The sequence below is a fragment of the Pseudomonadota bacterium genome (genome assembly GCA_039196715.1).
GTDB lineage: Bacteria > Pseudomonadota > Gammaproteobacteria > CALCKW01 > CALCKW01 > CALCKW01.
In genome coordinates this window covers 51,748-77,290 of sequence record JBCCUP010000009.1, presented here as the reverse complement: position 1 = coordinate 77,290, position 25,543 = coordinate 51,748, and the positions used below count along the sequence as shown (strand labels likewise).

The 25,543-nt window shown below is 66.2% G+C and carries 22 protein-coding genes and 1 pseudogene; 12 read left to right on the top strand and 11 right to left on the bottom strand.

Annotation, left to right across the window (positions count from 1 at the left end):
• Positions 1 to 86: 86 nt before the first annotated feature.
• The 3 genes from AAGA11_05725 (at position 87) to AAGA11_05715 (ending at position 5,146) form a co-directional block, all read left to right on the top strand.
• Positions 87 to 1,376 carry a TolC family outer membrane protein gene (locus tag AAGA11_05725; GenBank protein MEM9602338.1) on the top strand — a complete coding sequence of 430 codons (1,290 nt, stop codon included), beginning with the start codon at positions 87 to 89 and terminating at the stop codon, positions 1,374 to 1,376.
• Positions 1,377 to 1,485: 109 nt separating this feature from the next.
• Positions 1,486 to 3,099: a YdiU family protein gene (locus AAGA11_05720; GenBank protein MEM9602337.1), complete on the top strand. Its 1,614-nt coding sequence runs from the start codon at positions 1,486 to 1,488 to the stop codon at positions 3,097 to 3,099.
• A gap of 904 nt (positions 3,100 to 4,003) precedes the next feature.
• Positions 4,004 to 5,146 (top strand): HDOD domain-containing protein, encoded by a 1,143-nt coding sequence (locus AAGA11_05715; protein MEM9602336.1) that lies wholly within the window; start codon positions 4,004 to 4,006, stop codon positions 5,144 to 5,146.
• A 39-nt stretch (positions 5,147 to 5,185) separates the two neighbouring features.
• On the opposite strand, the gene AAGA11_05710 is transcribed toward AAGA11_05715, so the two are convergent.
• Positions 5,186 to 5,782, bottom strand: coding sequence for a YceI family protein (locus AAGA11_05710; GenBank protein MEM9602335.1), 597 nt, complete (start codon positions 5,780 to 5,782; stop codon positions 5,186 to 5,188).
• Positions 5,783 to 5,885: 103 nt separating this feature from the next.
• On the opposite strand from AAGA11_05710, the gene AAGA11_05705 reads away from it, so the two are divergent.
• The 3 genes from AAGA11_05705 (at position 5,886) to AAGA11_05695 (ending at position 8,754) form a co-directional block, all read left to right on the top strand.
• Positions 5,886 to 6,410 carry an RNA polymerase sigma factor gene (locus AAGA11_05705; GenBank protein MEM9602334.1) on the top strand — a complete coding sequence of 175 codons (525 nt, stop codon included), beginning with the start codon at positions 5,886 to 5,888 and terminating at the stop codon, positions 6,408 to 6,410.
• Positions 6,407 to 7,165, top strand: a complete 759-nt coding sequence (locus AAGA11_05700; protein MEM9602333.1) for a hypothetical protein — start codon at positions 6,407 to 6,409, stop codon at positions 7,163 to 7,165. The genes AAGA11_05705 and AAGA11_05700 overlap by 4 nt, the downstream gene beginning before the upstream one ends.
• A 116-nt stretch (positions 7,166 to 7,281) precedes the next feature.
• Entirely contained in the window at positions 7,282 to 8,754 is a 1,473-nt protein-coding gene (locus AAGA11_05695) for an HD domain-containing phosphohydrolase (protein MEM9602332.1), read from the top strand.
• On the opposite strand, the gene AAGA11_05690 is transcribed toward AAGA11_05695, so the two are convergent.
• The 3 genes from AAGA11_05690 to AAGA11_05680 form a co-directional block, all read right to left on the bottom strand.
• A complete protein-coding gene (locus AAGA11_05690) occupies positions 8,696 to 9,205 on the bottom strand; it encodes a HAMP domain-containing sensor histidine kinase (protein ID MEM9602331.1) in 510 nt (169 codons plus the stop codon). The genes AAGA11_05695 and AAGA11_05690 overlap by 59 nt on opposite strands.
• A gap of 185 nt (positions 9,206 to 9,390) precedes the next feature.
• Positions 9,391 to 10,092, bottom strand: a complete 702-nt coding sequence (locus AAGA11_05685; protein ID MEM9602330.1) for a UTRA domain-containing protein — start codon at positions 10,090 to 10,092, stop codon at positions 9,391 to 9,393.
• The gene (locus AAGA11_05680; protein MEM9602329.1) at positions 10,089 to 11,477 is read right to left on the bottom strand and encodes a formimidoylglutamate deiminase; all 1,389 of its coding nucleotides are present in this window, start codon (positions 11,475 to 11,477) and stop codon (positions 10,089 to 10,091) included. The genes AAGA11_05685 and AAGA11_05680 overlap by 4 nt, the downstream gene beginning before the upstream one ends.
• Positions 11,478 to 11,633: 156 nt before the next feature.
• Between AAGA11_05680 and hutI the strand changes: the two are divergent.
• From hutI to hutU, 3 genes and pseudogenes are all read left to right on the top strand, one after another.
• Positions 11,634 to 12,764 (top strand): annotated as a pseudogene (gene hutI, locus AAGA11_05675) (imidazolonepropionase).
• Positions 12,761 to 14,305, top strand: coding sequence for a histidine ammonia-lyase (gene hutH / locus AAGA11_05670; protein MEM9602328.1), 1,545 nt, complete (start codon positions 12,761 to 12,763; stop codon positions 14,303 to 14,305). Before hutI ends, hutH begins: the two are co-directional and overlap by 4 nt.
• Entirely contained in the window at positions 14,302 to 15,972 is a 1,671-nt protein-coding gene (gene hutU / locus AAGA11_05665; protein MEM9602327.1) for a urocanate hydratase, read from the top strand. Before hutH ends, hutU begins: the two co-directional genes overlap by 4 nt.
• Before the next feature lie 37 nt (positions 15,973 to 16,009).
• Here hutU and AAGA11_05660 read toward each other — a convergent pair whose 3' ends face one another.
• Together AAGA11_05660 and AAGA11_05655 are read right to left on the bottom strand one after the other, a co-directional pair.
• Entirely contained in the window at positions 16,010 to 16,663 is a 654-nt protein-coding gene (locus tag AAGA11_05660; protein MEM9602326.1) for a hypothetical protein, read from the bottom strand.
• Between the two features lie 43 nt (positions 16,664 to 16,706).
• Complete coding sequence (locus AAGA11_05655) at positions 16,707 to 18,020, bottom strand: hydroxyacid-oxoacid transhydrogenase (GenBank protein MEM9602325.1); 1,314 nt, start codon at positions 18,018 to 18,020, stop codon at positions 16,707 to 16,709.
• 133 nt (positions 18,021 to 18,153) lie between these two features.
• Between AAGA11_05655 and AAGA11_05650 the strand changes: the two genes are divergently transcribed.
• Together AAGA11_05650 and AAGA11_05645 are read left to right on the top strand one after the other, a co-directional pair.
• Positions 18,154 to 18,777 carry a class I SAM-dependent methyltransferase gene (locus AAGA11_05650; GenBank protein ID MEM9602324.1) on the top strand — a complete coding sequence of 208 codons (624 nt, stop codon included), beginning with the start codon at positions 18,154 to 18,156 and terminating at the stop codon, positions 18,775 to 18,777.
• Positions 18,778 to 18,798: 21 nt separating this feature from the next.
• The gene (locus AAGA11_05645; GenBank protein ID MEM9602323.1) at positions 18,799 to 19,185 is read left to right on the top strand and encodes an ectoine synthase; all 387 of its coding nucleotides are present in this window, start codon (positions 18,799 to 18,801) and stop codon (positions 19,183 to 19,185) included.
• A gap of 9 nt (positions 19,186 to 19,194) precedes the next feature.
• On the opposite strand, the gene AAGA11_05640 is transcribed toward AAGA11_05645, so the two are convergent.
• The 4 genes from AAGA11_05640 to AAGA11_05625 all read right to left on the bottom strand — a co-directional run bounded on the left by AAGA11_05640 (position 19,195) and on the right by AAGA11_05625 (position 22,953).
• Positions 19,195 to 20,037 (bottom strand): 2OG-Fe(II) oxygenase family protein, encoded by an 843-nt coding sequence (locus tag AAGA11_05640; protein MEM9602322.1) that lies wholly within the window; start codon positions 20,035 to 20,037, stop codon positions 19,195 to 19,197.
• Between the two features lie 70 nt (positions 20,038 to 20,107).
• Positions 20,108 to 20,446, bottom strand: a complete 339-nt coding sequence (locus tag AAGA11_05635) for a DUF6614 family protein (protein ID MEM9602321.1) — start codon at positions 20,444 to 20,446, stop codon at positions 20,108 to 20,110.
• 2 nt (positions 20,447 to 20,448) lie between these two features.
• Entirely contained in the window at positions 20,449 to 22,341 is a 1,893-nt protein-coding gene (locus AAGA11_05630; GenBank protein MEM9602320.1) for a monovalent cation:proton antiporter-2 (CPA2) family protein, read from the bottom strand.
• A complete protein-coding gene (locus tag AAGA11_05625; GenBank protein MEM9602319.1) occupies positions 22,342 to 22,953 on the bottom strand; it encodes an NAD(P)H-dependent oxidoreductase in 612 nt (203 codons plus the stop codon).
• Between the two features lie 139 nt (positions 22,954 to 23,092).
• On the opposite strand from AAGA11_05625, the gene AAGA11_05620 reads away from it, so the two are divergent.
• Positions 23,093 to 24,529, top strand: coding sequence for an FAD-binding oxidoreductase (locus AAGA11_05620; protein MEM9602318.1), 1,437 nt, complete (start codon positions 23,093 to 23,095; stop codon positions 24,527 to 24,529).
• 21 nt (positions 24,530 to 24,550) lie between these two features.
• Here AAGA11_05620 and AAGA11_05615 read toward each other — a convergent pair whose 3' ends face one another.
• Entirely contained in the window at positions 24,551 to 25,342 is a 792-nt protein-coding gene (locus AAGA11_05615; protein MEM9602317.1) for an SPFH domain-containing protein, read from the bottom strand.
• Positions 25,343 to 25,543 lie beyond the last annotated feature (201 nt).

Genomic DNA, 25,543 nt, shown 5'->3' with positions numbered 1-25,543 from the left:
AGAATGTACGGCCAATGCACTGGCGCGTCACACACCACTGCTAAGCTCTGGTCATACACGGCACGCAGACAACAGGATAGCTTCTTATGCCGACTCGCCTCACCGTCGCGCTGGCCGCGACCACATTGCTGAGCGCGCCCGCGTGGGTTTCCGCCGCTGATCTTCTGAGCGTGTACCGCGACGCCCTGGCCAACGACAAGAGCTACCAGATCGCGACCCACCAACACGCTGCCGCGCAGCAGGCCATCGAGATCGCCCGGTCGGCACAGCGTCCGACAGCCGGCCTCAGTGTGGTCACGACCGTCTCGGACAACAGCCGACTCGATGAAAACAGCTTGACCGCCGCACTGACCGGCAGCATGGCGTTGTACAACCGCACCAACGCCTTGCGTGTGGACGCCGCCGAGAGCAACGCCGCGCAAGCCGACGCCGACCTCGACGCCGCCGAACAGAGCCTGGCCCTGCGCGCCGCTCAACTCTACTTCGAGGTGCTGCGCGCGCGCGATGCCACCTTGTTTGCGCGCGCGGAACTCGACGCGTTCGAGCGGCAACTCGAACAAACCGAAGGGCGCTTCGACGTCGGTCTGGTGGCCATCACGGACGTGAAGGAAGCGCAGGCGGGCTACGACGGTGCACAGGCTGGCGTGATCGCCGCCGAGAACGACCTCGCGACCGCACTTCAGGCCTTGAAAGTGACCACCGGTCGCTTCCCCGACGACATCGCCTCGCTGCGGGACGACATCGAACTCACGCTGCCGCAACCGGCCAACGTCGAGCGTTGGGTCACCACCGCAGCTGACCACAGCCCGCAGATCCGCGCCGCGCGGGAGGCGAGTGACTCGGCGCGCGCCGACCTCCGCATCGCCCGTGCGAGCACCTCGCCCACGCTGGACCTCGAAGCCACACTGAGTGAAACCGCTTCAGACGTCGACCTCAACGACGATTTCGGCAACCGCTCGCTGCGCCTGACCTTCGGCCTGCCGCTCTACACCGGCGGTTCGCGCGCGGCCAACTCACGGCAGGCCCGCCAACTCCTGAGCGCAGCGGAACAGCAATTGGCACTCGCCGAGGCCGAGGTGGAGCGCGACGTGCGCAACAGCTTCGCCTCGGTCAAGTCGTCGATCAGCCGCGTGTCGGCACTCGAACGCGCACTGGAATCCAGCCGCACGGGCCTCGAGGCCACGCAGGCCGGCTTCGAAGCCGGCACCCGCACCAACGTCGACGTGCTGAACGCGATTCGCTCAGAGTCCGACGCGCGCACGCAGCTCTCCGGTGCCCGCTACGACTACATGCTCGCCATGCTGGAATTGAATGCGCTGGCCGGCAAGTTGGGCGAGGACGAGATCGCGCGGCTCAACCGCTGGCTCACAGACTGAAGGCGCACACTGGGGCCTGGCTTGCGTCATTTGCCGCGCCAGGGATGACCTGGGCGGCGTGCGCGGTGTCGGGCTATAGTGGTTGACCCACGCGCAGTGCAGTCAGCCCATGGCCACCGTCCCCCCTTCTGCAGACACAGCGGAGTTGCCGCCACTGAGGTTCTCCGAGCGCTTCTCGCAGGACCTCCCCGCCGATCCCTCCCGGGTCAATCGCCCGCGGCAAGTCGAGGGTGCCGCCTACTCTTTCGTGTCACCTTCCCCGGTGTCTGCCCCGTGCACGCTCGCGGTGTCGAACGACATGATGGCGCGTCTGGGCCTGTCGGCAGACGTGGCGAGAACACCGGGATTCGCCGCGCTGTTCGCCGGGAACGCGGTGCCGTCGGACAGCGAACCCTACGCCATGAACTACGGCGGGCACCAGTTCGGCAATTGGGCCGGACAGCTCGGCGACGGGCGGGCGATCAACCTCGGCGAGGTGCTCACACCCGCTGGCGAACACCTCGCCCTGCAGCTCAAGGGTGCCGGCACCACGCCCTACTCCCGCGGCGCCGACGGCCGAGCCGTGCTGCGCTCCTCACTGCGCGAATTCGTCTGTTCCGAGGCCATGCACCACCTCGGTGTGCCGACAACGCGCGCGCTGAGCCTGGTCGCCACCGGCGATCCGGTGCTCAGGGACATACTCTACAACGGCAATGCCGCGCACGAACCCGGCGCCATCGTCTGCCGCGTGTCCACCTCCTTCGTGCGCTTCGGCAGTTTCCAGATCCACGCCGCGCGGGGCGACCGCGACACCTTGCGCACGCTGATCGAGCACACCGTGCGCCACCACTACCCCGAGTGCCTGAGCGACGGCGCCGTCGACAACCGGGCGATCGCGGCCTGGTTCCGAACGCTCTGCGAGCGCACGGCCGAGCTCGTCGTGCACTGGCAACGCGTTGGCTTCGTGCACGGTGTGCTGAACACCGACAACATGTCGGTGCTGGGGGAGACGATCGACTACGGACCCTACGGATGGCTCGAAGACTACGACCCCGACTGGACACCGAACACGACCGATGCGGAGTTCCGCCGCTACCGCTTCGGCCAGCAACCGGCCATCGCGCTGTGGAACCTCGCTCAGCTGGCCAATGCGCTGTTGACGCTGACCGACGAGGTAGACCCGTTGCAGGCGGGCGTTGACCACTATCGGGGCCATTTCGAGCGGACGTGGCGCGCGATGATGGCGAGCAAGCTCGGCCTGGCCGGATGGCGCGAAGGCGATCAGACGCTGGTTGACGGGCTGGAGTCGGTGCTCGGTGCAACCGAGACTGACATGACGCTGTTCTACCGTGCCCTCGCCAGGTTGCCACTGGACGGCGACGCGCCTGCCGACGACGTCTTTCGACCCGCCTGGTATGCACCCGAAACGGTGACAGACGCCGTCTTGCAGACCTTGGCGGATTGGGTACAGCACTACCGCCGCCGGTGTGCGGCGGACCCACTCGACGCCGACGCACGCACCGCAACAATGCAAGGCGTCAACCCGCTCTACGTGCCGAGAAACTACCTCGCACAGCTGGCGATCGACGCCGCCGAACAAGGTGATACCGCGCCGCTCGAACGCTGGATGACAGCGCTGACGACTCCCTATACCGAGCAACCCGGCATGGACGACCTCGCCGAGAAACGGCCGGAATGGGCTCGTACGCGCGTCGGGTGTTCGATGTTGTCCTGCAGTTCCTGAGCTGCGCCGTTCCACCACCATCGCCCGAACCGGTCTCTGGACACCGCAGCCCCCGGCGAGGCTGGTCACCTCGTTCGCCCGGTTGACACGACCCAGCGCCATCTCCATCTCTCCGCACACGCCCGATGCCGACGCCAGATCGGCCGACACCCACGCGCGCCTGATGGACGCCGTTCGCGGCATCCTCGCCGAGGACGACCTGCTGACCGCGGCCAACCAGTGGACGCCCACGAGTCGGACGGGCTCGCGGTGTACCGAGAACGGCCGGCCAGTGTCGTCCTGCCGGAGACGGTCGATCAGTTGCGCACCACCGTGTGCGTGTGCGACGCGGCGAACACACGGGTGATCGCCCGGGACGCGGGCCGTGTTGCTTTCCACCCTCCGCGCACCCTTCAGCACGCACAGCAGAGGACCGATCGGGTCGAACCCATCCTCACTGCACTGGGCTGCATCGACGCGGGTCCTCGACACGCACCGGTGTTGCGGTTCCGCGGGCACCTACTCCGTGTTGCAACCGGACGTCTCCGCATTGTCCACGGACCAAAAGGTCACGTCCTTGGTCGGACGTCATCGCCTGCGCCAACATCGGGTGCCTGAGGCACATTCAGAGCGGCACAGCAGCGCCTGTCACGCACTGGATCGAGCATCTCGACTGAGCGCGCAACACAGTCTTGTGCTGACCGGCACAGGCCATTGGCACACAAATTGGCCATGGGCTGAAAATTGCATCGGCGGTTCACGTGAAGGCCGCCAAGATGCACTCCGACACCGCATCGGGTGGCCGCACGCATCCTCCGGATGAATTGGCACACCGACACCGCAGTCACTTTCCGTGCACCACCCCGCCACGCGCCAGGTTGCCCCACCGAGGTGCGTCCGTGCAGGCGACAACAGGAAGCATGCGGTGAAATCGGTTGTGTTCGTCGACGACGAAGCGTCGGTACTGGACGGTTTGCGCCGCAGCTTGCGCAAGAAGCGGGCGGAATGGGACATGCACTTCTTCACCAGCGCCGAAGACGCGTTGATGTTCATGAAGTACGACCACATCGACGTGGTCGTCAGTGACATGCGCATGCCCGGAATGAACGGCGCCGAGTTCCTCCAGGCAGTGCAGAAGCAACAGCCCAAGGCGATCCGACTGGCGCTCTCGGGCTACGCCGATTCACAGCTGATCCTGGAGTCGGCACATGCCATTCACCAGCACATTTCGAAGCCCGCCGAGATCAAGACGATCATCGAGACGGTCGAGCACAGCATCGCGTTGCAGGCGAAGCTGTCGGACCCACGCTTGCAGTCCTACGTCGGCAGCCTGAGCGCGCTGCCTTCCATGCCGCACGTCTACGACGAGATCATGTCGATGGTGGCGGACGACGGCTACACCGAGGAGGAGATCGCTGCGGTCATCGAGAAGGACGTCGGTTTCACCGCGACCGTGCTGCGCATTGTCAACTCCGATTTCTTCGGCGCCTACGGCAACATCGACTCGATTGGCCAGGCCGTGAGCATGCTCGGCACAGAGACGCTGAAAAACATCGTGCTGTCGGAAAACCTGTTCACCCAGTTCGAGCGCACCGACGCGGACGAACTGGAGCGGTTGAACGTGCTGTCAAAGTCGGTGAGTGCACTGGCGCACAAGTTCGCCGTCGCGGCTGGCCTGAACGACCGCGCACGCGACCACTGCCAGCTGGCCGGTATGGTGTGCACGATGGGCGATATGGTGTTCCTCGACACCGGCGAACCCGGCAACGACATCTCCTCGCCGGTGGTGTCGGCGTACATGCTCAACCTCTGGTCGATGCCGGACTCGCTGGTCGAGTCCGTGCTGCGGCACCGCGACCCGATCGAGCACGGATATGCCCAACGCCGCGACGTCCTGACCGAAGCCGACTGCGTCAGAGCGGCCTGGTTCGCTTGCATCGACTACCTGCACATGGACGACGACGACCGCTGGGGCCGTGAAGAGGCCATGCAGCGAACCTTGCTGGCACTCGCCAAGGACCCCAAGCTCGCCGAGAAGTGGTACGACAAGCTCTACACGATGTTGTAGGCGCGGCGACGCAGGGTCACCGCGCGGGTGCGAGCCGCGTCAGCTCTGCAGACCGAACACCATCCGCAGGGTGACCGGAGACACGCGCGTGATACTCGGCAGACCGGCGAGCTCCATCAGCTTGTCCACACCCGGTGTCAGACCTGCGGCTTCGATCGGCAACATGATCATGTCGGCTGTGGTCACCAGCAACCTGTCTTCGGCCAGCATGGCCGCAAAGAACGTGGCGTTGACCGGCACCGCGGTGCCGTTGATCGTCACACTGCCCGTGACATCGACAAGTGTGGTGTCACCGACAGCAAGCGCCTTCAGGGCACCCATATCCACCTGCGCTTCGAGCACGGCCTTCGGGCCGTTGGTGAAGACGAATTCGCGCATGCGCTCGTTGCGGATACCGATGTTTGTCTCGACCGACGCCACGTCGATTTCGACAGACACCGCGCCCGCTTCGCTGATGGACCCGGACATCGACGAGAAGTGGTGTACCTCGCCGACCACATCGGCCTTGACCGAGCCGAAGGCCACCGTGGAATCCTCGGCGGACAGCATCCAGTTGGCGTGGCCACCAGCGAGCGATACCGACGTGCAGGCCGCGAGGGCTACGCCTGCCAGCACCGATGTGATACGTTTTTTCATGAGTCTCCCCTGTTTGGTGTCATCGAGGCGCGCGAGTTCGCGCCACCTCGGGAACACAACACGCCACGGCCGGGGTTTATTCGATCGGACACCACCCTTTTTTATGACGGCCGACTTCAACGCGCACGACGCCATTCGCGCGCTCTACCCCAGGCTGTGGCGGTTCTGCCTGGCCACCACCGGATCCCGCGTGAACGCGGACGACCTCGCACAGACGGCGTGCCTGCGCGCACTGGAGCGTATCCACCAGTTCAACCCGGGCACGGCATTTGATGCCTGGGTCTTTCGCATCAGCAAGCATGTTTGGATCAACGAGCTGCGCGCCAACGCGGTGCGCCGCGGCGGCGGCCTGGTGGCCATCGAGGACGCGGAGCCCGCGGACCGCGACCACACACCGGAATCGAATTTATCCGGCTCTGAAGTGTTAGACACACTGATGCAACTGCCAGAAGCCCAGCGGGTCACAGCGTATCTGGCGTACGTAGAAGGCTACAGCTACAAAGAGACGGCGAGTATGCTCGACATCCCCATTGGCACCGTGATGAGCCGGTTGTCAGCCGCACGCAAACGGTTGAGTGCGCATTTGCGGGCAGATTACCCGGCGGCGCAGGCGGGCCAGCCGACATGACAACGGACACCTTCACTGACGACCAGTTGACCGCCTACCTCGACGGCGAGCTCGAGCCGTCACTCGCGGCAACGCTCGAGGCGCGCCTGGCCACCGACGGCGAGCTCGGCGCCCGACTCGAGGCGCTGAGTTTCGACCAGACGGCGCTGCGGCAGGCCTTTGACGCCGTGCTTGCCGAGGCTCCGGCGTTCCCCGAGGCGGTGCTCGAACCCGCGGCGCCCGCCGAGCCGCACCGAGGTGTGGGCGCGTTCACGGGGTTCGCCGCCGCCGCCGTGCTGGTGGCCTGCCTGAGCAGCCTGGTGACCTTGTGGGCCACGCGGGCGCCCTCCGACGAGCGCCGCTGGTTCGACTACGTCGCGGCCTACCAGGCGCTCTACACCACCGACACGCTGGTGCACGTCACCACCGACGGCACTACTCGGGCCGCCGAACTCGAACGCGTGTCTGGCGCGATCGGGCTGGAGATTCCCCTGCAGGCGGTCGAGGCGCTGCCGAACCTCCACTACAAACGTGCGCAGGTGCTCGGTTTCGAGGGTGCGGCGCTGGCCCAATTGACCTTCCTGACTGCCGACGGCGCACCGATCGCCATTTGCATCATCGGGACTGACCAGGCCGACGACACCGTGCAGACCGCAATGCTCGAGGGCATGGCCTCGGAGCGCTGGAGCGACGGCGAGCACGCTTTCCTGGTGATCGGTGGCGCGGACCAGAGCGAGCTTTCGGGCGTCGCGGAGGCGTTTCGTCAGCGCATCTGACCCCCGGGCAGCACCCGGCCGCGCCGCCTCAAGTTCGCCCGCGGCCCTCCGCTACCAGCTCAGAGACCCTTTGAATGTGCCCACACGCAGGTGGTGCACACCCAAGGCCTGAGCCCATGAACACCAATCAGCTGAGCGCGAGCCACTACGCCGGCGCGGCGGCCCTGCTTTTCATCTACGGCGGCGCTGTCTGTCCGTTGATCGACTCCCTGGACCGCGCGACGTGGGCCGTCAACGTGGTGGTCTGCTTCGGCATCGGATGGCTGTTGCGCACCGCAGGTTACGCCGGGCTGGAACGCACGCGTGGCGAGCGCCCAACACCACGCCAAACCCTCGCCCTGGACCTGGGCGTGCTGGCGTTGATCGCGGTTGTGATCGCCACGGTAAACTCGGTTACCGCCTACTTCATGCTCGAGAGTGTCCTCAAGGTGCTCGTGGGCATTGGCGCAGTCGGTTATTTCATTTCCACGGACACGCTGCTGCACAGCGAACTCCGCACCGGGCAGGCCCTGGCTGCACGGGGCGAGAACCACCAACTGGCCTCCGCGCGACGCTCGTTCTCGCGCCGCTTCCTGGTGCTGTCCCTGATCAGTCTCAGCATCGTGGCCGTGGTCTTGGTGCTGTTGGTGAACAAGCAACTGCTGGTGATGAGCTGGACCGAAACCGCGCCGGACAATGCCCTGCGGCGGGGCATCGTGATCGAGTCCATCTTTGTCGTCGGCGTGGTCGCGGCCTACGTGTGCCGTACCATGCAGTCCGCGTCCAAGCTGCTCGCCTTCTACCTGCAGAACCAACAGCGCACGCTCGAGCGCGTGTCCGCCGGCGACTACGACCACAACGTGCCGATTATCAGCAACGACGAGTTCGGTGACATCGCCCGCCACACGAACAACATGATAGAAACGATCATCGAGCGGTCTGCGGAGCTCCAGCGCACACAGAACGCCACCATCCTCTCACTCGCCGCGTTGGCCGAGACGCGCGACACTGACACCGGCGCGCACATCACCCGCACGCAGCACTACGTCAAGGTGCTGGCCGAGCACATGGCGACGCACCCGGACTACGCCGACCAGCTCACGCCCGACGTGGTCGACCTGATCTACAAGTCGACGCCGCTGCACGACATCGGCAAAGTCGGTATCCCCGACAGCGTGTTGCTGAAGCCCGGTAAACTGACCGACGACGAGTACGACACCATGAAAACGCACACGCTCCTCGGGGTGCGCGCGCTGGAGGTGGTCGAGGCCGAACTCGGCTCGTCGAATTTCCTGCGCTACGCCAAGGACGTGGTTGCAACCCACCACGAGCGCTGGGACGGCAAGGGCTACCCGGCGGGGCTCGCCGGTGAGGACATCCCGCTGTGCGGCCGGCTGATGGCGGTCGCAGACGTCTACGACGCGTTGATCAGCGAGCGGGTGTACAAACCGGCGTTCGATCACGCCAAAGCGCGCTACATCATCGTCGAGGGCAGCGGCACGCAATTCGACCCCGCCGTGGTCAGCGCCTTTGTCGCCTGCGAGGCCGAGTTCAACCGAATCGCGAAGCGCCTGACCCAACCCCGCGCCGAGAACGCGCTGGCGGCCTGATCGGCCCGGAGCCGGCCCAGACTCGGCCAGCTTCACCGCTGATCGACAGGCCCGCAGCGTAGGCCCAGGCTCGGGCAGCCTGCTGTTGCACCTTTGGCAACACCACGGTGATCGTGCTGCCCACACCCACCGCACTGTCGATGTCGATGCGCTCGCCGTGTTCCTCGACCGCACCGAGTGCCATCGACAAGCCAAGTCCCGTACCCTCACCGGTTGCCCGTGTTGTGAAGAACGGCGTTAACGCGTTGTGCACGACCTCCTCCGATATGCCATCGCCCGAATCGCTGACAAGCACCTCGATGCCCGGCGACGTGCACCGCGAAGGTTCGGTGACCTGACCTTCGGGTCCAGCGGCCTGCACCGCGTTGCGGGCCAGGTTGAGAAACGCCTGATTGAGCTTGGCGCTCTTCGTCTTCCACCTGAGCGAACGCCTGAAGCCCGGAGACGATATCGCGGTTGCGTGTCACGCCCTCGAGGGTCTCGCGGATCAGGGTGTCCAGTCGAGCAGACAAGGTCTCTGGCGCGCCACGCGCCGCGAGGGTCGACTGCACCGACTCGACCAGCCGCGACAAGGACGCGAGGTTGTCTCTGGCCGTCAGCACATTGCTCAGTTCTCCACCGAATACCTGTGGCAGGTCACATGGCGCCCCGCACCGCGTGGCCCGCGGCGTACCGCAGCCGAACCTCAGTGATGCCGCGGCCCGCAGTGTCAAGGGTGTGGCGCTCGACCAGCAGCACCGGATCGCCGGCGGCACACCCGAGCACCTCGGCCACATCGACGCCCGCGAGCTGTGCGGAGACCCGGTACTGTCCGCCAGCAAAAGGGGTGTTCTGCACCAGCCACTCGTTTGCGCTCACGCGGTCGAAGTCGGTGTCGAGCGCTTTGGGTACGGTGTCGGTGTTGACCCACCGGCTTTCCACCGCGTAGGGGCGATCGTCCGCGAGGTGCAGGGCATCGAGTCGCAACGCGGTCGACGACGTCGACCCGCCAAACAACGCCCGCACGCGGGCCGGGGGGCGCCGCACTGCCCGCAGCAACAGCCGGTGTGTGTAACGCCCGCCTGCCGCCTCGACCTCGAGTCGGATCACGGGAATGTCGAGTCTCGCCTGACGCACCGGGTGTTCGGCGACGCGGGTGCCCGCGCGCCGCTTGCGAACGAGGATGCCCGCGTCGGCGAGTTCGCGCATTGCCCGGTTGACGGTGGCCCGCGCGCAGCCGAATTCGATCGCGAGTTCCGTCTCGGCCGGTATCACACTGCCGGGGGGCCAGCGGCGGTCCTGAATGCGCCGCGCCACCTCGGCCTTGATCTCACGCCACCCCTTCGCAGCGGCGGTCACGGTGCTGCCAGGATCGCGCCGAGCGCCGCGCGGTAGCGCGCGGTGATGCAGTCTCGGTCGCGGTGACGCCCGCCTGAAACCACGTGACGGCCAGCCGACCAGACGTCGCCGACCAGGGCTTCACCACGGGCGAACACGAAGCTGTCGAGCAGCGCATCACCCGACCGCCCGACGGCATCGGGCGCGCCGAGGTCGAGCGCCAGCAGATCCGCCCAGCACCCCGCCGTGATGCCCGCCGGGCGCGCACACGCCCGGGCACCGCCTCGCAACGCGGCGTCGAACAACGCCCGCCCGGTTGACGCCGTGGGTGTCGCCAGCGCCGCCCGGCCGCGGTCACGCAGGCGTTGGCTGTACTCGAGTGTGCGCAACTCCTCGGCCAACGACACCCGTATATTCGAATCCGAACCGACGGCGATCCGGCCACCGGCGTTTCGGTGCTCGACTGCGCGAAAGATGCCGTCACCCAGGCTGCTCTCGGTCACCGGGCACAAGCCGGCGACGGCGTCGCTGCTCGCCAGTTGCTGCAGCTCCGCGTTGTCGAGGTGTGTGGCGTGCACCAGGCACCAGCGCGCATCAACATCCTGGGTGTCGAACAGCCACTGAACCGGCCGCGCACCGTGGTGCGCCAGCACCTCGTCCACTTCCGCCGTCTGTTCGGCGATGTGGATGTGAACCGGACCGGACGTGCATTCGGTCAGCAGAGCCGTCAGGGCCTCCGTGGACACCGCTCGGAGCGAGTGCGGCGCAACACCGAGCAGACTGTCCGCCGGCGCGTGCGCGAGGGCCGTTGCGCTCGCGGCTCTGAGCGCGAGGAAGGGTTCGAGCGCGTTGCCGAATCGGCGTTGCCCACCGGTCAGCGCCCGACCGTCACACCCCCCCTGGTGGTAGAACACCGGCAGCAGGGTCAGACCGATACCGGTGTCGGCGGCGGCGGCCAGCACGCGTTCGGCCATTTCGGCTACGCTGGCGTAGGGCGAGCCGTCGGGCGCGTGGTGGAGGTAGTGGAACTCCCCCACCGCGGCAAAGCCGGACTCGAGCATCTCCATCTGCGCGAACGCGGTGATGTCTTGCACCTGATCGGGGTTCAGGCGCCGCAGGAAGTGGTACATGCGGTCGCGCCAGGTCCAGAAGCTGTCGCGTGGATCGGGACCCCGGGCCTCGGTGAGCCCGGCCATGGCGCGCTGGAATGCATGGCTGTGGGCGTTGGCTGGGGCCGGCACTAGACACCCCACACGGTGGACACTGCTGCCCTCGTCCTCGGTTTGCCGGTCACATGCCGCCTCGTGTACGACCGCTGCAATGTGGCCGTCGTCACCGATGTCGACGCGCACGCACGTCGCCCACTGCCCGTCCACGAGCGCCTGATCAGCCAGGATCGTTTTCACCACGTCGCCCTTGCGTCCCGCACGTCAGCCGATTACTGTATCGCCGTACTTTCAATATGTCTATACATATTCACCATGGCAACCACCCTGCTGACCAACGCATCGGTGCTGACCTGCAGCGACAGCGCGTCCGACGCCTCGCTGCTTCACGGCACAAGCGTCGCGGTCGAAGCGGACCACATCCGCTGGTGCGGCCCCGCCGAGGACACACCGGTCGCGTACCGTTCGCTCGAACCCCATGACCTTCAGGGCCGCCTGGTAACACCGGCGCTGATCGACTGCCACACCCACATCGTGCACGGCGGCAACCGTGCCTGGGAGTTCGAGGAGCGCTTGCACGGCGTGCAGTACAGCGAGATAGCCCGCCGTGGCGGCGGCATCAACGCCACAGTGAGCGCCACCCGAACCGCGTCGGAGGACGCGCTGCTGTCCGACGCGCTCCGGCGTGTGGATGCCCTGCTGGCCGAGGGTGTAGGCACGCTCGAGATCAAGTCCGGCTACGGTCTCGACCACGACACGGAGTTGCGCATGCTGCGCGTCGCGCGCCGGGTCGCGGGCGAGCGAGAGGTCGACGTGCGCACGAGTTTTCTCGGCGCCCACGCGGTGCCACCGGAATTTGCAAGCGAGGCAGACGCCTATATCGACCGGTGCTGCCTTCCCACCCTCGACGCCGCCGCGGCTGCAGGCATCGTCGACGCCGTCGACGGATTCTGCGAACACATCGCGTTCACACCCGCGCAGATCGACCGTGTGTTTCAACGCGCGGTCGGGCTGAACCTGCCGGTCAAACTGCACGCCGAGCAACTCTCGAACTTCGGCGGCGCCCGACTCGCAGCGCAGTACCGGGCGTTGTCCGTCGACCATCTCGAGTACCTCGGCACCGACGACATTGCCGCTCTGCGCCAGGCCGGCACGGTTGCCGTTCTGTTGCCCGGTGCCTATTACACCCTACGTGAGACCCGGAAACCGCCGGTCAAGGCCCTGCGAGCGGCGGGTGTCCCGATGGCGGTCGCCACCGATTGCAACCCCGGTTCGTCTCCGCTGAGTTCACTGCTGCTGGCCATGAACATGGCGTGCACCTTGTTTGGTCTGACGCCGCACGAGGCCTTGATCGGCACCACCCGCCACGCGGCGGCGGCGCTGGGGCTGACTGACCGTGGGCAGATCGCGCCCGGGCAGCGCGCCAACATCGCCGTTTGGGACGTCGAACACCCCGCCGAACTCGCCTACCGAATCGGCTTCAATCCGCTGTACCGGCGCATGCACGCCGGCCGGTGGGTCGCGTGACCAACGCTCTGCTCCAACCCGGCAACGCCGACCTCGCCCAGCTCGCCGCCATCGCCGACGCACGTGTTCGCCCCCGCATCGACCCGGCCGCGCAACCCGCTGTCGATGCCGCGGCGCGCTGCGTGGCCCGGGCAGTCGACGGCGGTGACGCGGTGTACGGCGTGAACACCGGCTTCGGCAAACTTGCCACCGTGCGCATCGCCGCCGCAGACACCGCAACCTTGCAACGCAATCTCATCCTCTCGCACTGTGCCGGTGTCGGCGATCCGGCGGATACCCGCACGGTTCGGCTGATGATGGTGTTGAAGCTGCTCTCGCTCGGCCGCGGTGCCTCGGGCGTCCGCTGGGGCGTACTCACCCAGATTCAGGCGCTGCTCTGCGCGGACATCGTGCCGCACGTACCGGCGCAAGGCTCGGTCGGCGCGTCGGGCGATCTCGCACCCCTCGCGCACATGGCCGCCGCCCTGTTGGGCGAAGGTGATGTCTGGTGCCAATGCACGAAACAACCGGCTCACACGGCACTCGCGGCGGCAGGCATTGCGCCGATCGAACTCGCAGCCAAGGAAGGCCTGGCGCTGATCAACGGCACGCAGTTTTCCACCGCGTGTGCGCTGGTGGCGTTGTTCGACGCCTGGACACTCGCACGAGAGGCGGTCGTGGTCAGCGCGCTGTCGACCGACGCGATCATGGGGTCCACGGCGCCGCTGCACCCGGCGATACACGCGCTGCGCGGCCAGCGCGGCCAGATCGATGTCGCCGCCGCCATGCGCCGGACCATGGCCGGGTCGGCGATACGCGAGTCGCACCGCGAGCACGACACGCGCGTGCAGGACCCCTACTGCATCCGCTGCCAACCCCAGGTCACCGGCGCGTGCGTCGACCTGCTTCGGCATGCGGGGCAGACCCTGACCGTTGAAGCCAACGCGGTCACCGACAACCCCCTGGTGCTGGTAGACGAGGGCGCAATCGTGTCCGGCGGCAATTTCCACGCGCAGCCAGTGGCCTTCGCGGCGGATCAGATCGCGCTGGCCCTGTCGGAAATCGGTGCGATTGCTCAGCGGCGCGTCGCGCTGATGGTCGACCCGGCCTTGTCATACGACCTGCCGCCCTTCCTCTCGCCGGACCCGGGGTTGAACTCCGGCTTCATGGTCGCCGAGATCACGACGGCCGCGCTCATGAGCGAGAACAAACATCTGGCAAACCCCTGCTCGACCGACTCGACCCCGACCAGCGCGAACCAGGAAGACCACGTCTCAATGGCAGCGCACGCGGCGCGACGACTGTCGCGGATGACCGACAACCTTGGCCGCATCCTGGCCGTCGAGTGGCTGTGCGCCGCGCAAGGTGTCGAGTACCGTGCGCCACTGAGCACCAGCGCGCCCTTGCAAGCGGTCATCGCCAGCCTGCGCGCGCGTGTACCGGCGCTCGGCCACGACCGCTACATGGCGAACGACCTCGAGCTCGCCGCCGACCTGATCCGCTCTGGCGCTGCCGCCAAGGCCGCCGAGCTCACCGACCTGTCCCTGGACCCACATCCATGACCGATTCCCGCCATAACCTCCGCACCGTCATACCGCCGACCGGCAGCGCACTCACCGCCCGGTCGTGGTCGACCGAAGCCCCGCTTCGCATGCTGATGAACAACCTGCACCCGGAGGTCGCCGAGCACCCCGAGGACCTGGTGGTCTACGGTGGCATCGGCCGCGCCGCGCGCGACTGGCCGGCCTTCGACCGCATTGTCGAGACGCTCACTCACCTCGACGACGACGAAACCCTGCTGGTGCAATCGGGCAAACCCGTGGGCGTGTTTCGCACCCACGTCGATGCGCCGCGCGTGCTGATCGCCAACTCCAACCTCGTGCCGCACTGGGCCACCTGGGATCACTTCAACGAACTCGATCGCAAGGGCCTGGCGATGTACGGCCAGATGACGGCCGGGTCGTGGATCTACATCGGCACGCAGGGCATCGTTCAGGGCACGTACGAGACCTTTGTCGAGGCCGGCCGCCAGCACTACGGAGGCGATTTGCAAGGCCGGTGGGTGTTGACCGCAGGCCTCGGTGGCATGGGCGGCGCCCAGCCACTCGCCGCCGTGATGGCCGGCGCGTGTTGCCTCGCGGTCGAATGCGACAGCAGCCGGATCGACGCACGCCTCAAGACGCGCTACCTCGACGAGCGCACCGACTCACTCGACCATGCACTCGACACCATCGCGCGCTGGACCGCCGCGGGCGAAGCCAAATCCATCGGTTTGCTGGGCAACGCCGCAGACGTGCTGCCCGAACTGCTTGCGCGCGGCGTGCGACCGGATCTGCTGACCGATCAAACCTCTGCCCACGATCCGGCCAACGGGTACCTGCCCCAGGGTTGGAGCCTCGCGGCGTGGCGCGACGCCCGTGAACGGGACCCGGCGTCGGTGGTCGCTGCGGCCACCGCCTCGATGCGCACCCACGTCGAGGCCATGGCGGCGTTCAAGGCCGCCGGCGTCCCGACCTTCGACTACGGCAACAACATCCGCCAGGTCGCCGATGACGCCGGCTTCACCGAGGCCTTCAGTTTCCCGGGGTTTGTGCCGGCGTACATCCGACCGCTGTTCTGCCGCGGTATCGGCCCGTTTCGCTGGGCCGCGTTGTCAGGCGACCCCGAGGACATCTACAAGACCGACGCGAAGGTCAAGGAACTCATTCCGGACGACGCGCACCTGCACCGCTGGCTCGACATGGCACGCGAGCGTATTGCATTCCAGGGCCTGCCAGCGCGGATCTGCTGGGTGGGATTGGGCCAACGCGACCGCCTGGGGCTGGCCTTCAACGAGATGGTGCGCAACGGCGAGTTGTCGGCACCGGTCGTGATCGGACGGGACCACCTCGACTCCGGTTCGGTCGCCTCGCCGAACCGCGAGACCGAGGCCATGCAGGACGGGTCGGACGCCGTGTCGGACTGGCCGTTGCTCAACGCCCTGCTCAATTGCGCCTCGGGTGCGACCTGGGTGTCGATCCACCACGGCGGGGGCGTGGGCATGGGTTACTCGCAGCACGCCGGCATGGTGATCTGCTGCGACGGCAGCGAAGCCGCCGACGCGCGTATCGCGCGCGTGCTCTGGAACGACCCAGCGACCGGCGTGATGCGCCACGCGGACGCCGGGTACGAGGACGCCATCACCTGTGCGCAGGCGCACCAGTTGAATTTACCCAGTCTGACGCGCTGACCGTTGTCGACGAGCCACGGGTCTCCCCGCCGGCGCGTCAGCGACGTACAACTGCGGTTGCGCCCCACGGCGGGAACGGAAGCTGCTCGTCCAGTACACCGCCGGGCCGGCACTGCGGCGAATAGTAGGTTTTGTGGCGGGAGCGGTTTTCGTAGATCGCCGCCGCATTGCGGGCGGCGATGTCAGCTGGAATCCCGAAGCGTTCGGCCATGGCCTGGTTGCGCTGGTAGGCCTGACAGTCGGTCTTCTGCTCATTCATCTCGCCGCGAATGTGCATGACTTCGTGCGTGAAGACGTGCATGGCCCAGAGGGCTTCGGCCTGCGCTTTGCCTGGGTCCGCGAGGTGGTCCGCCAGGTGTGAACACCAGGTGGCCTTGAATTCGATCTGGCCGGTGTCCGGGCGAGCGTGTGCCACCGCCATCGGCAAGGGGTCCAGCATGGTTTCGAGCAACGACTGGCAGTGCACGTCGGCGTCAGGGTTGCCCGACACGGCCCGGGCGTGTTCGGTCAGCATCGCCTCGAAGCGCAAGTGACTCAGGGCCAACCCCAGGCACACCAACAGGCACAGCGACAACGTCGCCATGTACCCGTAGGAAAAACTGCCGCGCGGCGCATCGAAGGGCACGGGTCGCCGAATCTCACGGCCGATCAACCACGCTGCCACACCGGCAAAAAGCAGGTACCAGAACATCCACCGAACGTAGCGGCTTCCGTGCCATCGGTACCGGGGCGTCTCACCAATAGGCGAGCGCGTCGCGGTACATGTTTTCCATGTCGACCACATTCGATTCGCGCGGCGCGTTCCCGATCGCGCGTGTCTGCCGCACGCTCGAGACCGCCATGGGCTGACAGTGTGCGTCATCGAAGCCGAGCGCACGCAGTCCGTTCGGCATGCCGGTTGCGCGCATCAATTCGATCAGCCGGTTGGACAGCACCTCTCCCGCGTCATCCGGGCCCGCGCCGCGACGGTCGGCGTGCAGGTGGGCAGCCGCCTCGAGATGCCGTTCCGGCGCGCCCGCGGCGCAGTAGCGAAAGATCGCGGGCGCGTTGACGATGACACTGATCCCGTGCGGCACGAAGGGCGTGTCGACACTGTAGCCATCGGTGCGCAGGTCGCTGATCTCGTTCATGTAATGCGTGACGCCGTAGGACATGGCGTGTGGCAGGTGTGTGCCGGAGTTGCCAAAAGCCATCCCGGCGAGGGTCGCGCCCCAGGCGAGTTTGTCTCGCGCCTCGGTGTCCGCACTGTCGGCGACGCCACGTTCGATGTAGGTACCGGCGATGTCGAGCGCCTCGCGCGCGGCGAGATCCGACCACGGGTTGGCGCCCTGCAGCAGTGGGCGCGCTGCCGACTCCGTGACCTTGTCCCAGCGGGTGTATGCCCGCGCGGTGTAACACTCCAGCGCGTGACTCAGCAGGTCGAAGCCGGTGCTGGCGACGACGTTGGCGGGCACGGTGTCAATGCAGGCCGGGTCCACCAGGGCTTCGATCGGCAACAGGTACGGGCTCGACAGCACAAACTTGCAATCGAGCTTGTTGAATCGGATCACCGTGATCGACGTGCACTCGGATCCGGTCCCCGAGGTGGTCGGGCAAGCGATGTGCGGCAACACGGGTCCGGGCACCGGACTGCCCCGTCCGATCGGCGGCGCAAAGTAGTCTTCGAGAGTGCCGCCGTGCTCCGCCAGGATGGCCGCGCCCTTTGCGGTGTCGATAACCGACCCCCCGCCCACGGAAACGATGGCGTCGAAGCGACCGTCGGCGAGAAATCGCCCACCGTCCTCGGTGGTGGTGTCATCGGGTTCAATGCGCAGCGCGTCGAAGACTGCCGCGTCGATGCCCTTTTCAGCCAAGGCGCGTAACACGGTGTCGACGTAGGGGCCGTCGCGCAAGCCGGGGTCGGTGAAAACCGCCACGCGCCGGTACCCGAGCCAGGCTGCACGCTGCCCGACCTCCGAGAGGCATCCACGACCGAACGTCACCCTGGGCACCACCACACTGAAACTGTCTGCGCCGCCCTGGCACGGATCGAAATACTGGCACCCCATGACGCGTTCTCCTGTTCGTGGTCTGCGAGTATACCAACCCTCCCGTCGCGGTCGGGCCGCGGCGTCGCGGTTTGCAGAAGCGAACCGACGTGTGCGAGCCTGCACACGTGCAGTGACGATGAGGGCGGGCGGCATGAGCAACGGCGGATTTCTCGACAAGGCCTACGACACACGATCCGATGCCGAGACCCGGCAGATGTACGACCGCTGGGCGGCGACCTACGACAGCGAGGTGTTCGACGAGAACGGCTACCAGCAACCTGCGCGCTGCCGCGACACCTTGCTGGCGCTGGCACCGGCGCGCGACATCGCCATCCTCGACGTGGGTTGCGGCACCGGACTCGCTGGCGTCGCGCTCTACGAAGTCGGCTACCAATGCATCGACGGCTGTGATTTTTCCGAGGGCATGTTGGACAAGGCCCGCGCCCTCGGCCTGTACCGCCGGCTGTTCAACGCCGACCTGAACACGCCGCCAATGGCGGTACCCGATGCCCACTACGACGCAGCCACCGTGGTCGGTGTCTTCTCTTTCGGCCACGTGCGCGCGGACGCACTCGACGACATTTTGCGCGTCTGCAAAACCGACGCGCCTGTCGTCATCGGCCTCAACGACCACTTCTACCAGGAGGGGTCGCTCACACGCCACGTGGCAGCACTCGATGACGCGGGTGTCATCGACCACCTCGGCGACGAAGCCGGGGAGCATATCCCCGGCATCGACCTGCGCGGCTGGGTCATCAGCCTGCGCAAGCGCTAACGCGACTCGAGAGGAACTCTGATGATCGTACGGAAGCTCGACGAAATCCTCGGCGGTGAACGCGATGTCACCGGGCCCGGCTGGCAAAGCCGCCGCCTGCTGCTCGCAACAGACTGCATGGGATTCACCCTGAACGACACCGTGATTGCCGCCGGTGCCGAGTTGACCCTGGAGTACAAACACCACCTCGAGGCGTGCTACTGCATCTCCGGGCGTGGCGAGCTGACTGACCTCGCCACCGGCGAAACGCACAGCCTGTCCCCCGGCACCCTGTACGCCCTGGACAGGAACGACCGCCACCGCGTCCGCGCGATTGACGGAGACATGCGCCTTGTGAGTGTGTTCAACCCGCCGCTGACGGGCGCGGAGGTGCACCGCGAGGACGGCAGCTACGCGCCCGCGGACTGACGCGCCGAATCAGATCACCCCGAGCTCGCGCAACCGCTGTTTGAGGTACTCATCCGCTGTGTAGCGTTCCGACAACCGTACGTCAGGTCGCGGGTGCAGAAACAACGGCAGCGAAATGCGCGATTTGTCCTTGCGCGCACCCTCGGGGTTGATCACGCGGTGCATGGTGGACGGATAGTAGGCGTCCGTCGCCTCCTGCAACATGTCACCGATGTTGACAATCAGATTGCCGAACTCACACGGCACGTCGATCCACGAGCCATCCTTGGCCAACACTTGCAAGCCCGGCTCGTTCGAGGCTGGCAGTATGGTCAGGAGGTTGATGTCCTCGTGCGCCGCTGCGCGGATGGCGCTGGGCTCCTCGCCACCGGTCAGCGGCGGGTAGTGCAGAATGCGCAACAGGGATTGCTCGCTGCCGTCCATCATCGCCGAGAGGGGCTCTGAGAAACGCTCGGACACCGTCGCCGGGGTGTGCGCTTCGACCCAGCCCAGCAGTGTCTGGGCGAGAGCGCCCGCGCCGGAGTAGTAGTCGAGCAACTCGTCACGCAGTGCCGCCGGGCATTTGCCCCAGGGGTAGAAGTGGAAATACTCCTTGATGTCCTTGACGCTCTGGCCCTTGGCCGATTCGGCCATTTCGGCCGGAAAGAAACCGTCCTGGGGGCCGACGGTGTAGACGAAATCGTGCTTGTCGTCGCCGTCGAAAAAGCCCTGCCAATTGGCGTAGATCGAACTGACTTGAGCGGGGTCGAGCGGGTGGTTGGTGAGCACCCCGAAACCGGTCTCACGCAGAGACCGGGCAAAACGTTCGGGCGCGTCGGGCGCAGTGAAATCAACGGGCTCCAGGGTGGCCATGACCGACTCTCTCTGAACAACGGATGCCGCTAGCCTAGCCAAGTTGGCTCACCGGCGCACGGTGGGCCGCTCAGTCCACGACCTCGGTGAGGAAGAATTGCGCTTTGCACACTTGCCGGTTGACGGCGTGGTGGACGCCCTGAACTCCCGGCCCGTCGGCCTCGACGTGATCCCAGGCCAACAGCATCGCCGCCCGGTCGGCAAACACCAGGTCGGCAGCAAAACCGGTGGCGGGCGGGTCGGTGTCGTAGCCCGCGTGCGGCAACCGCCGCCGCGTGCACCAGCTCACCACGAAGCCCGCGTCCCGCAGGTGAGCCGCGAACGCGTCGTAGGCGGCTTTGAAACCCGTTTCGGTGCAACCCGGGTTCAGATCAAAGAGGCTGTGCAACGTCACCTCGGGCCCCGGCACACCTAGTCCCCCTCGGCCTGCGGCACGCTGCCGGGCGGAATCCAGCCGCGCTCGCTGGCGTCGAGCAAGCTGCCCCGCCCGCCACGCATGGCGGTGTCCAGCATCGCGGCCTGACGCTTGCCCTCTTCGATGTACGCGGGGTTGTCTTCGGGGGCCACCTCGTCGTCCCAGTACGCGGCCATCCGAATCATCAGCTCGCGGTCGAATTGGACGAAAGCCTGCGCCGACTTGTGAGCCAGGTAGGGGTGCATGCCGAGCGCCTCGTAGGCACACCGCCCGGCGCGCACGGCCGAGTCGAAGGTTTCGCGGATGATGTCATCCGCACCCGCGTAGTAAAGCCGGTACACGTCCATGCGACCCGCGGCGCGTGCCACGATGTGCAGCTTCGGGTACTCCCGACGCGCAAAGCGCACGATGTCGAGCGAACGCTCCATGTCTTCGATCGCAACCACCAACACCCTGGCCTCGGCGATACCGGCCGACACCAGCAGGTCCGGTCGCGAGGCATCACCAAAGAATGTCTTCACGCCGAACTTGGCCAGGCGAGCGACCTGCTCACTTTGGTGATCGAGCACGACTGTCTTGTGCCCCATCGACACCAGCATGCGGTTGATGATCATGCCAAACCGCCCCATGCCGGCGATCAGCACGGTGCCGGTCTCGTCGATCTCGTCCGCCTGCCGCTTGTCCTCGGCTTCGAAGCGCGGCTGCACCAACTGCTCATAGGCAATGAACAGCATCGGCGTGAGAAACATCGAAAAGGCCACCACCAGCGACAGGAGCGCGCCGATATCACCGGGCAGTACGGCGTTCTGCGTCGCGAAACTCAACAACACGAACCCGAACTCGCCGGCTTGGGCCAGCGACAGGGCGAACAGCCAGGCATCGCGCCCGCGGATGCGGAACGTCCATGCCAGCAACGCCAGAATCCCGCCCTTGACCGCCATGATGCCGAGCGTCAGCGCCACCACCAGCAGCGTGTTGTTGAACAGCACGTCCGTGTCGATCGCCGCGCCGACGGTGATGAAGAAAAGGCCCAGCAACAGGCCCTTGAACGGTTCGAGATCGGACTCGAGTTCGTGCCGGAACTCGCTGTTGGCCAGCACCACACCCGCGAGGAAGGTGCCGAGTGCCGGGGACAGGCCGACCAGGCTCATGAGCATCGCGATGCCGATGACGATAAACAGCGCCACGGCCGTGAACATCTCGCGCAAACGCGCGCGTGCGATGTAGTGCAGCACCGGGTTGACGACGTAGCGTCCGCTCAGGACCACCACGCCGATGGCGCCGGCGGTGATCAGGGCCTGGAGCCAGGGTGAGAGGCCGGACACCAGGCTGGTGCTGCCGTGGTGGTCGTCGTGGCCGCCGGTCGACGCGAGCTCCGGCAGCGCCAGCAGCGGCATCAGGGCCAACATCGGGATCACGGCGATGTCCTGAAACAGCAGCACCGAAAAACTCGACTTGCCGCCCGGCGTCTGCATCAGCCCCTTTTCATTCAGGGTCTGTACAACGATCGCCGTGGACGACAACGCCAGGATCAAACCGATCGCGAGCGCGATCTGCCACGGTTGGCCGAACCACATGGCGCAGACCGTCACCAAGGCCGTGGTGCCAACCACCTGAAGGCCACCGAGCCCGAGCAGCTTGGTACGCATCTCCCAGAGCATGCGCGGTTCGAGCTCCAGACCGACCAGGAACAGCATCATCACCACGCCAAACTCGGCAAAATGCTGAATGTCGGTCACGTCGCCGCCAACCAGCCCGAACACCGGCCCGATCACCACGCCTGCAATCAGGTAACCCAACACGGACCCCAGCCCGCAACGCTTGGCGATCGGGACTGTGATCAACGCCGCGCCCAGAAACAGGCACGCCTGGCCGAGCAATCCGTCCATCTAGGCGCCCTCCTCGATCATCAATCGCCCATCGGGGTTCAGTGCGTCTGCGCCAAGTACCGCGTCGGAGAAAGGCCGCGGGTCCTTCAGGCGTTGCAACAACGCGCGCCAATTGGCGGCGTGGGCGTCGAATACGCCCTCGGCCGCGGCGCGCTGCGCGCTGAACAAGGCAAACGGTGGCAGGTAGGTCATCTGACACAGCACGGCGGTGCGCTCGAGCGGTCTCAGGAGTTCGCGCAGACTGTGGCCGTGCATGCCTTCGGCACTGTACGCGTTCGCCTGCGCGCCGGTGGTGACCGCACACACGAGCCGCTTGCCCGCCAGCGCGTCACCGCCCACTCCGTAGGCAAACCCGTATTCGAGGACCAGGTCGATCCACTCCTTCATCAGCGGCGGGGTCGAATACCAGTACACCGGAAACTGCAGCACGACGGTGTGGTGGTCGCGCAGGCGCTGCTGCTCCCGGTCGACGTCGATATCGTGGCGCGGGTACTCGCCGTAGAGATCGACCCGCGTGACCTCGGCGTCTGCTGCCGCTTCGAACAAGGACACGTTGCAGGCAGAGAGGTCGGGTCTGGGGTGTGCGAAGAGCAACAGCACGTCGGAAGGCATTGTCTACGGGCCCGGCAGAGTGGCAACACAAGCCGCCAGCCTAGCAGCAGTTCGGCACAGACCCAATCGACACCCGCGAATCGCCACCGCCAGCGCCTGCGGGTACCATACAGGCCACTACCGCATCGGCACCACGACCATGGACCAGCGCGCCTTTCTCACCGACCTCAGCCACGCCCTGGGCGACTCGCACGTGCTGCACGGCGAGGCAGACCGCGCGCGCTACGAGCTCGACCAGACCGGCGTGTACCCGGGGCGCACCCTCGCGGTGGCCCGCCCGGCCAACACCCAGGAGGTGTCCGAGACGCTGGCCATTGCGCAGCGTCACGGCGTGCCGGTGGTGCCTGTCGGCGGCAACACCGGGCTGTCGGGTGGCACCTGGATGGGTACGGAAGGCACCACGCTTGGCTTGTCACTCGAACGCCTGACCCGCATCCGCGACATCAAACCCGCCGCGCGCGTCGCTATCGTCGAGGCTGGCGTTGTCCTGCAATCGCTGCACGAGGCCGTGGCCGAACACGACCTGGTCTTTCCGTTGTTGTTCGGGGCCCGCGGAAGTTGCACGATCGGCGGCAACCTCTCGACCAACGCCGGCGGTTCGAACGTGGTGCGCTACGGCAACACGCGTGCGCTGTGTCTGGGCCTGGAGGTCGTGCTGGCAGACGGCCGCGTGCTTGACATCCTGACCGAGCTTCACAAGGACAACACGGGCTACGCCCTGAAAGACCTCTTCATCGGTGCCGAGGGTACCTTGGGTGTGATCACCGCAGCCTGCGTGAAGCTCTTTCCCAGGCCGGCCGAGTACCACACCGCCTTCCTCGGTTTCGACAACCTCACCGACGCCCTGGCGCTGCTGAACACGCTGCAGCGCGCAACGGGTGGCGCGGTGGAGGCGTTCGAGTACATGTCGCCCAACTACTTCGACGCCCTGGCGACCGTGAAACCGGATCTGGCACACCCCTTCGACGCCCCGTCGCCCGTGAACGTGCTGTTGGAGGTGGCCGAGGGCGCTACCGGCGGCAACGGGGCGCCCCGGCTGGCCGCCGTGTTCGAAGACACGCTGGGGAACGCACTTGAGCGTGGCGACCTGGTCGACGCGGTGATCGCCCAGAACGCGGCGCAACGCGCCACCATGTGGGCCATCCGCGAATCGGCGTACGAGGTCTCCCAGCACCGCAGGCCATACCTCAATTGCGACATCTGCCTGCCGCTCGACAAGGTCGCGCGCTACCTCGATGACATGGCAGCGGCCCTGCCCACGCTGGCCCCGGGCGCCGAGTCCGAAACCGTCAGCCACCTCGGCGACGGCAACCTGCATTTCGTCATCTGGCTTGATCAAACCGACTGCCCGGACGATCCAGACCTCAAGGACCGCCTGATGCAAGCCGTCGAACACCGTGTAACCGAGTACGGCGGCAGTTTCAGTGCCGAGCACGGTATCGGCGTCTCCAAGCTGCCGTCGATGCGCCGCTTGAAGAACCCGGTCGCGCTCGACGTGATGGCCAGTGTCAAGGCCGCGCTCGACCCCGCGAACCTCATGAACCCCGGCAAGGTACTTCCGGGTAACCGGACCTGAATCGGCCCGGTCGCAGGGCGACTACGGGCGCCGCAGGTCGATCATCGGAATGCTGTCGCCACCGGCGTACACGGGCAGCACGCCGTTCCACTGCTCCACGCGCTTGAGCTCGATGTAGTTGGGCGACTCGGCCAACGTCTCGTTGATAACACTGATCTTGTAGGCCTCGGCGTCCGCGAGCTCCTTGATCTTCTCGGCTTCGAGCTTCGCCGCCTTGAGCTCGGACTCGGCCTGCTTGACCTTCTGGTCCTGCTCGGTCGCAAAGCGCTCGAGCTCGGCTTGCTGCTTCAGGACTTCCTGCTCGCGTTTCTTGGTTTCCGTGATCGCCGTGCGAATCACATCCGGCAGTTGGATGTCGCGGATCAGCACGGTTTCGACCTGCAGGCCCTTGACGACGAGAAACTCGGACAAACCCTCCTGGAGCGTCTGCTGCAGCTGACGTTGCACCGACTCGCGGAAGAAATCCTGCGACCGCAACACGCCCTTGCCCTGCTCGCGCAGGATGGAGCGCAGCTTCGGGATCATGTGCACCTGGATGAGTGCGTCTGTGGTGCCGGTGTTGCGCAAGATGTCCGGCGCCATGTCACCTATGGTGCGGTACTGCACCGAGACGTCCATGGTGGTGATGAGCTTGTCTTCGGCCGGAATGCCCGCCTGTTCCTTGTGGGTTTTCTGGCGCAAATCGAACGAGGTGAAGTCGAGCAGTGGGTTGACGATGTGCAAGCCTTCTCCGTAGCTGTTGTCCTGCACCTCACCGAACAAGGTGGCTACCTTAACGTGCCCCGCCGGGACAGTCATGACGACGGTGGTCACCAATAACCCGGCTCCGGCGACAAGACTCGCAACCCCACCCAGTCGGACCGAGCGGTGCCATGTTGCAGGCGGGAAGCGAATCAGTGCCGTGCCAACCGCTATGAATAAAACAGCGAAAACGAGGTTTTGCATGGGCTTGTCCTTCTTGTATGAATGATTTTATTCGGGTTTTCTCTGACAGCTGACCTCCAGTTAGACTTG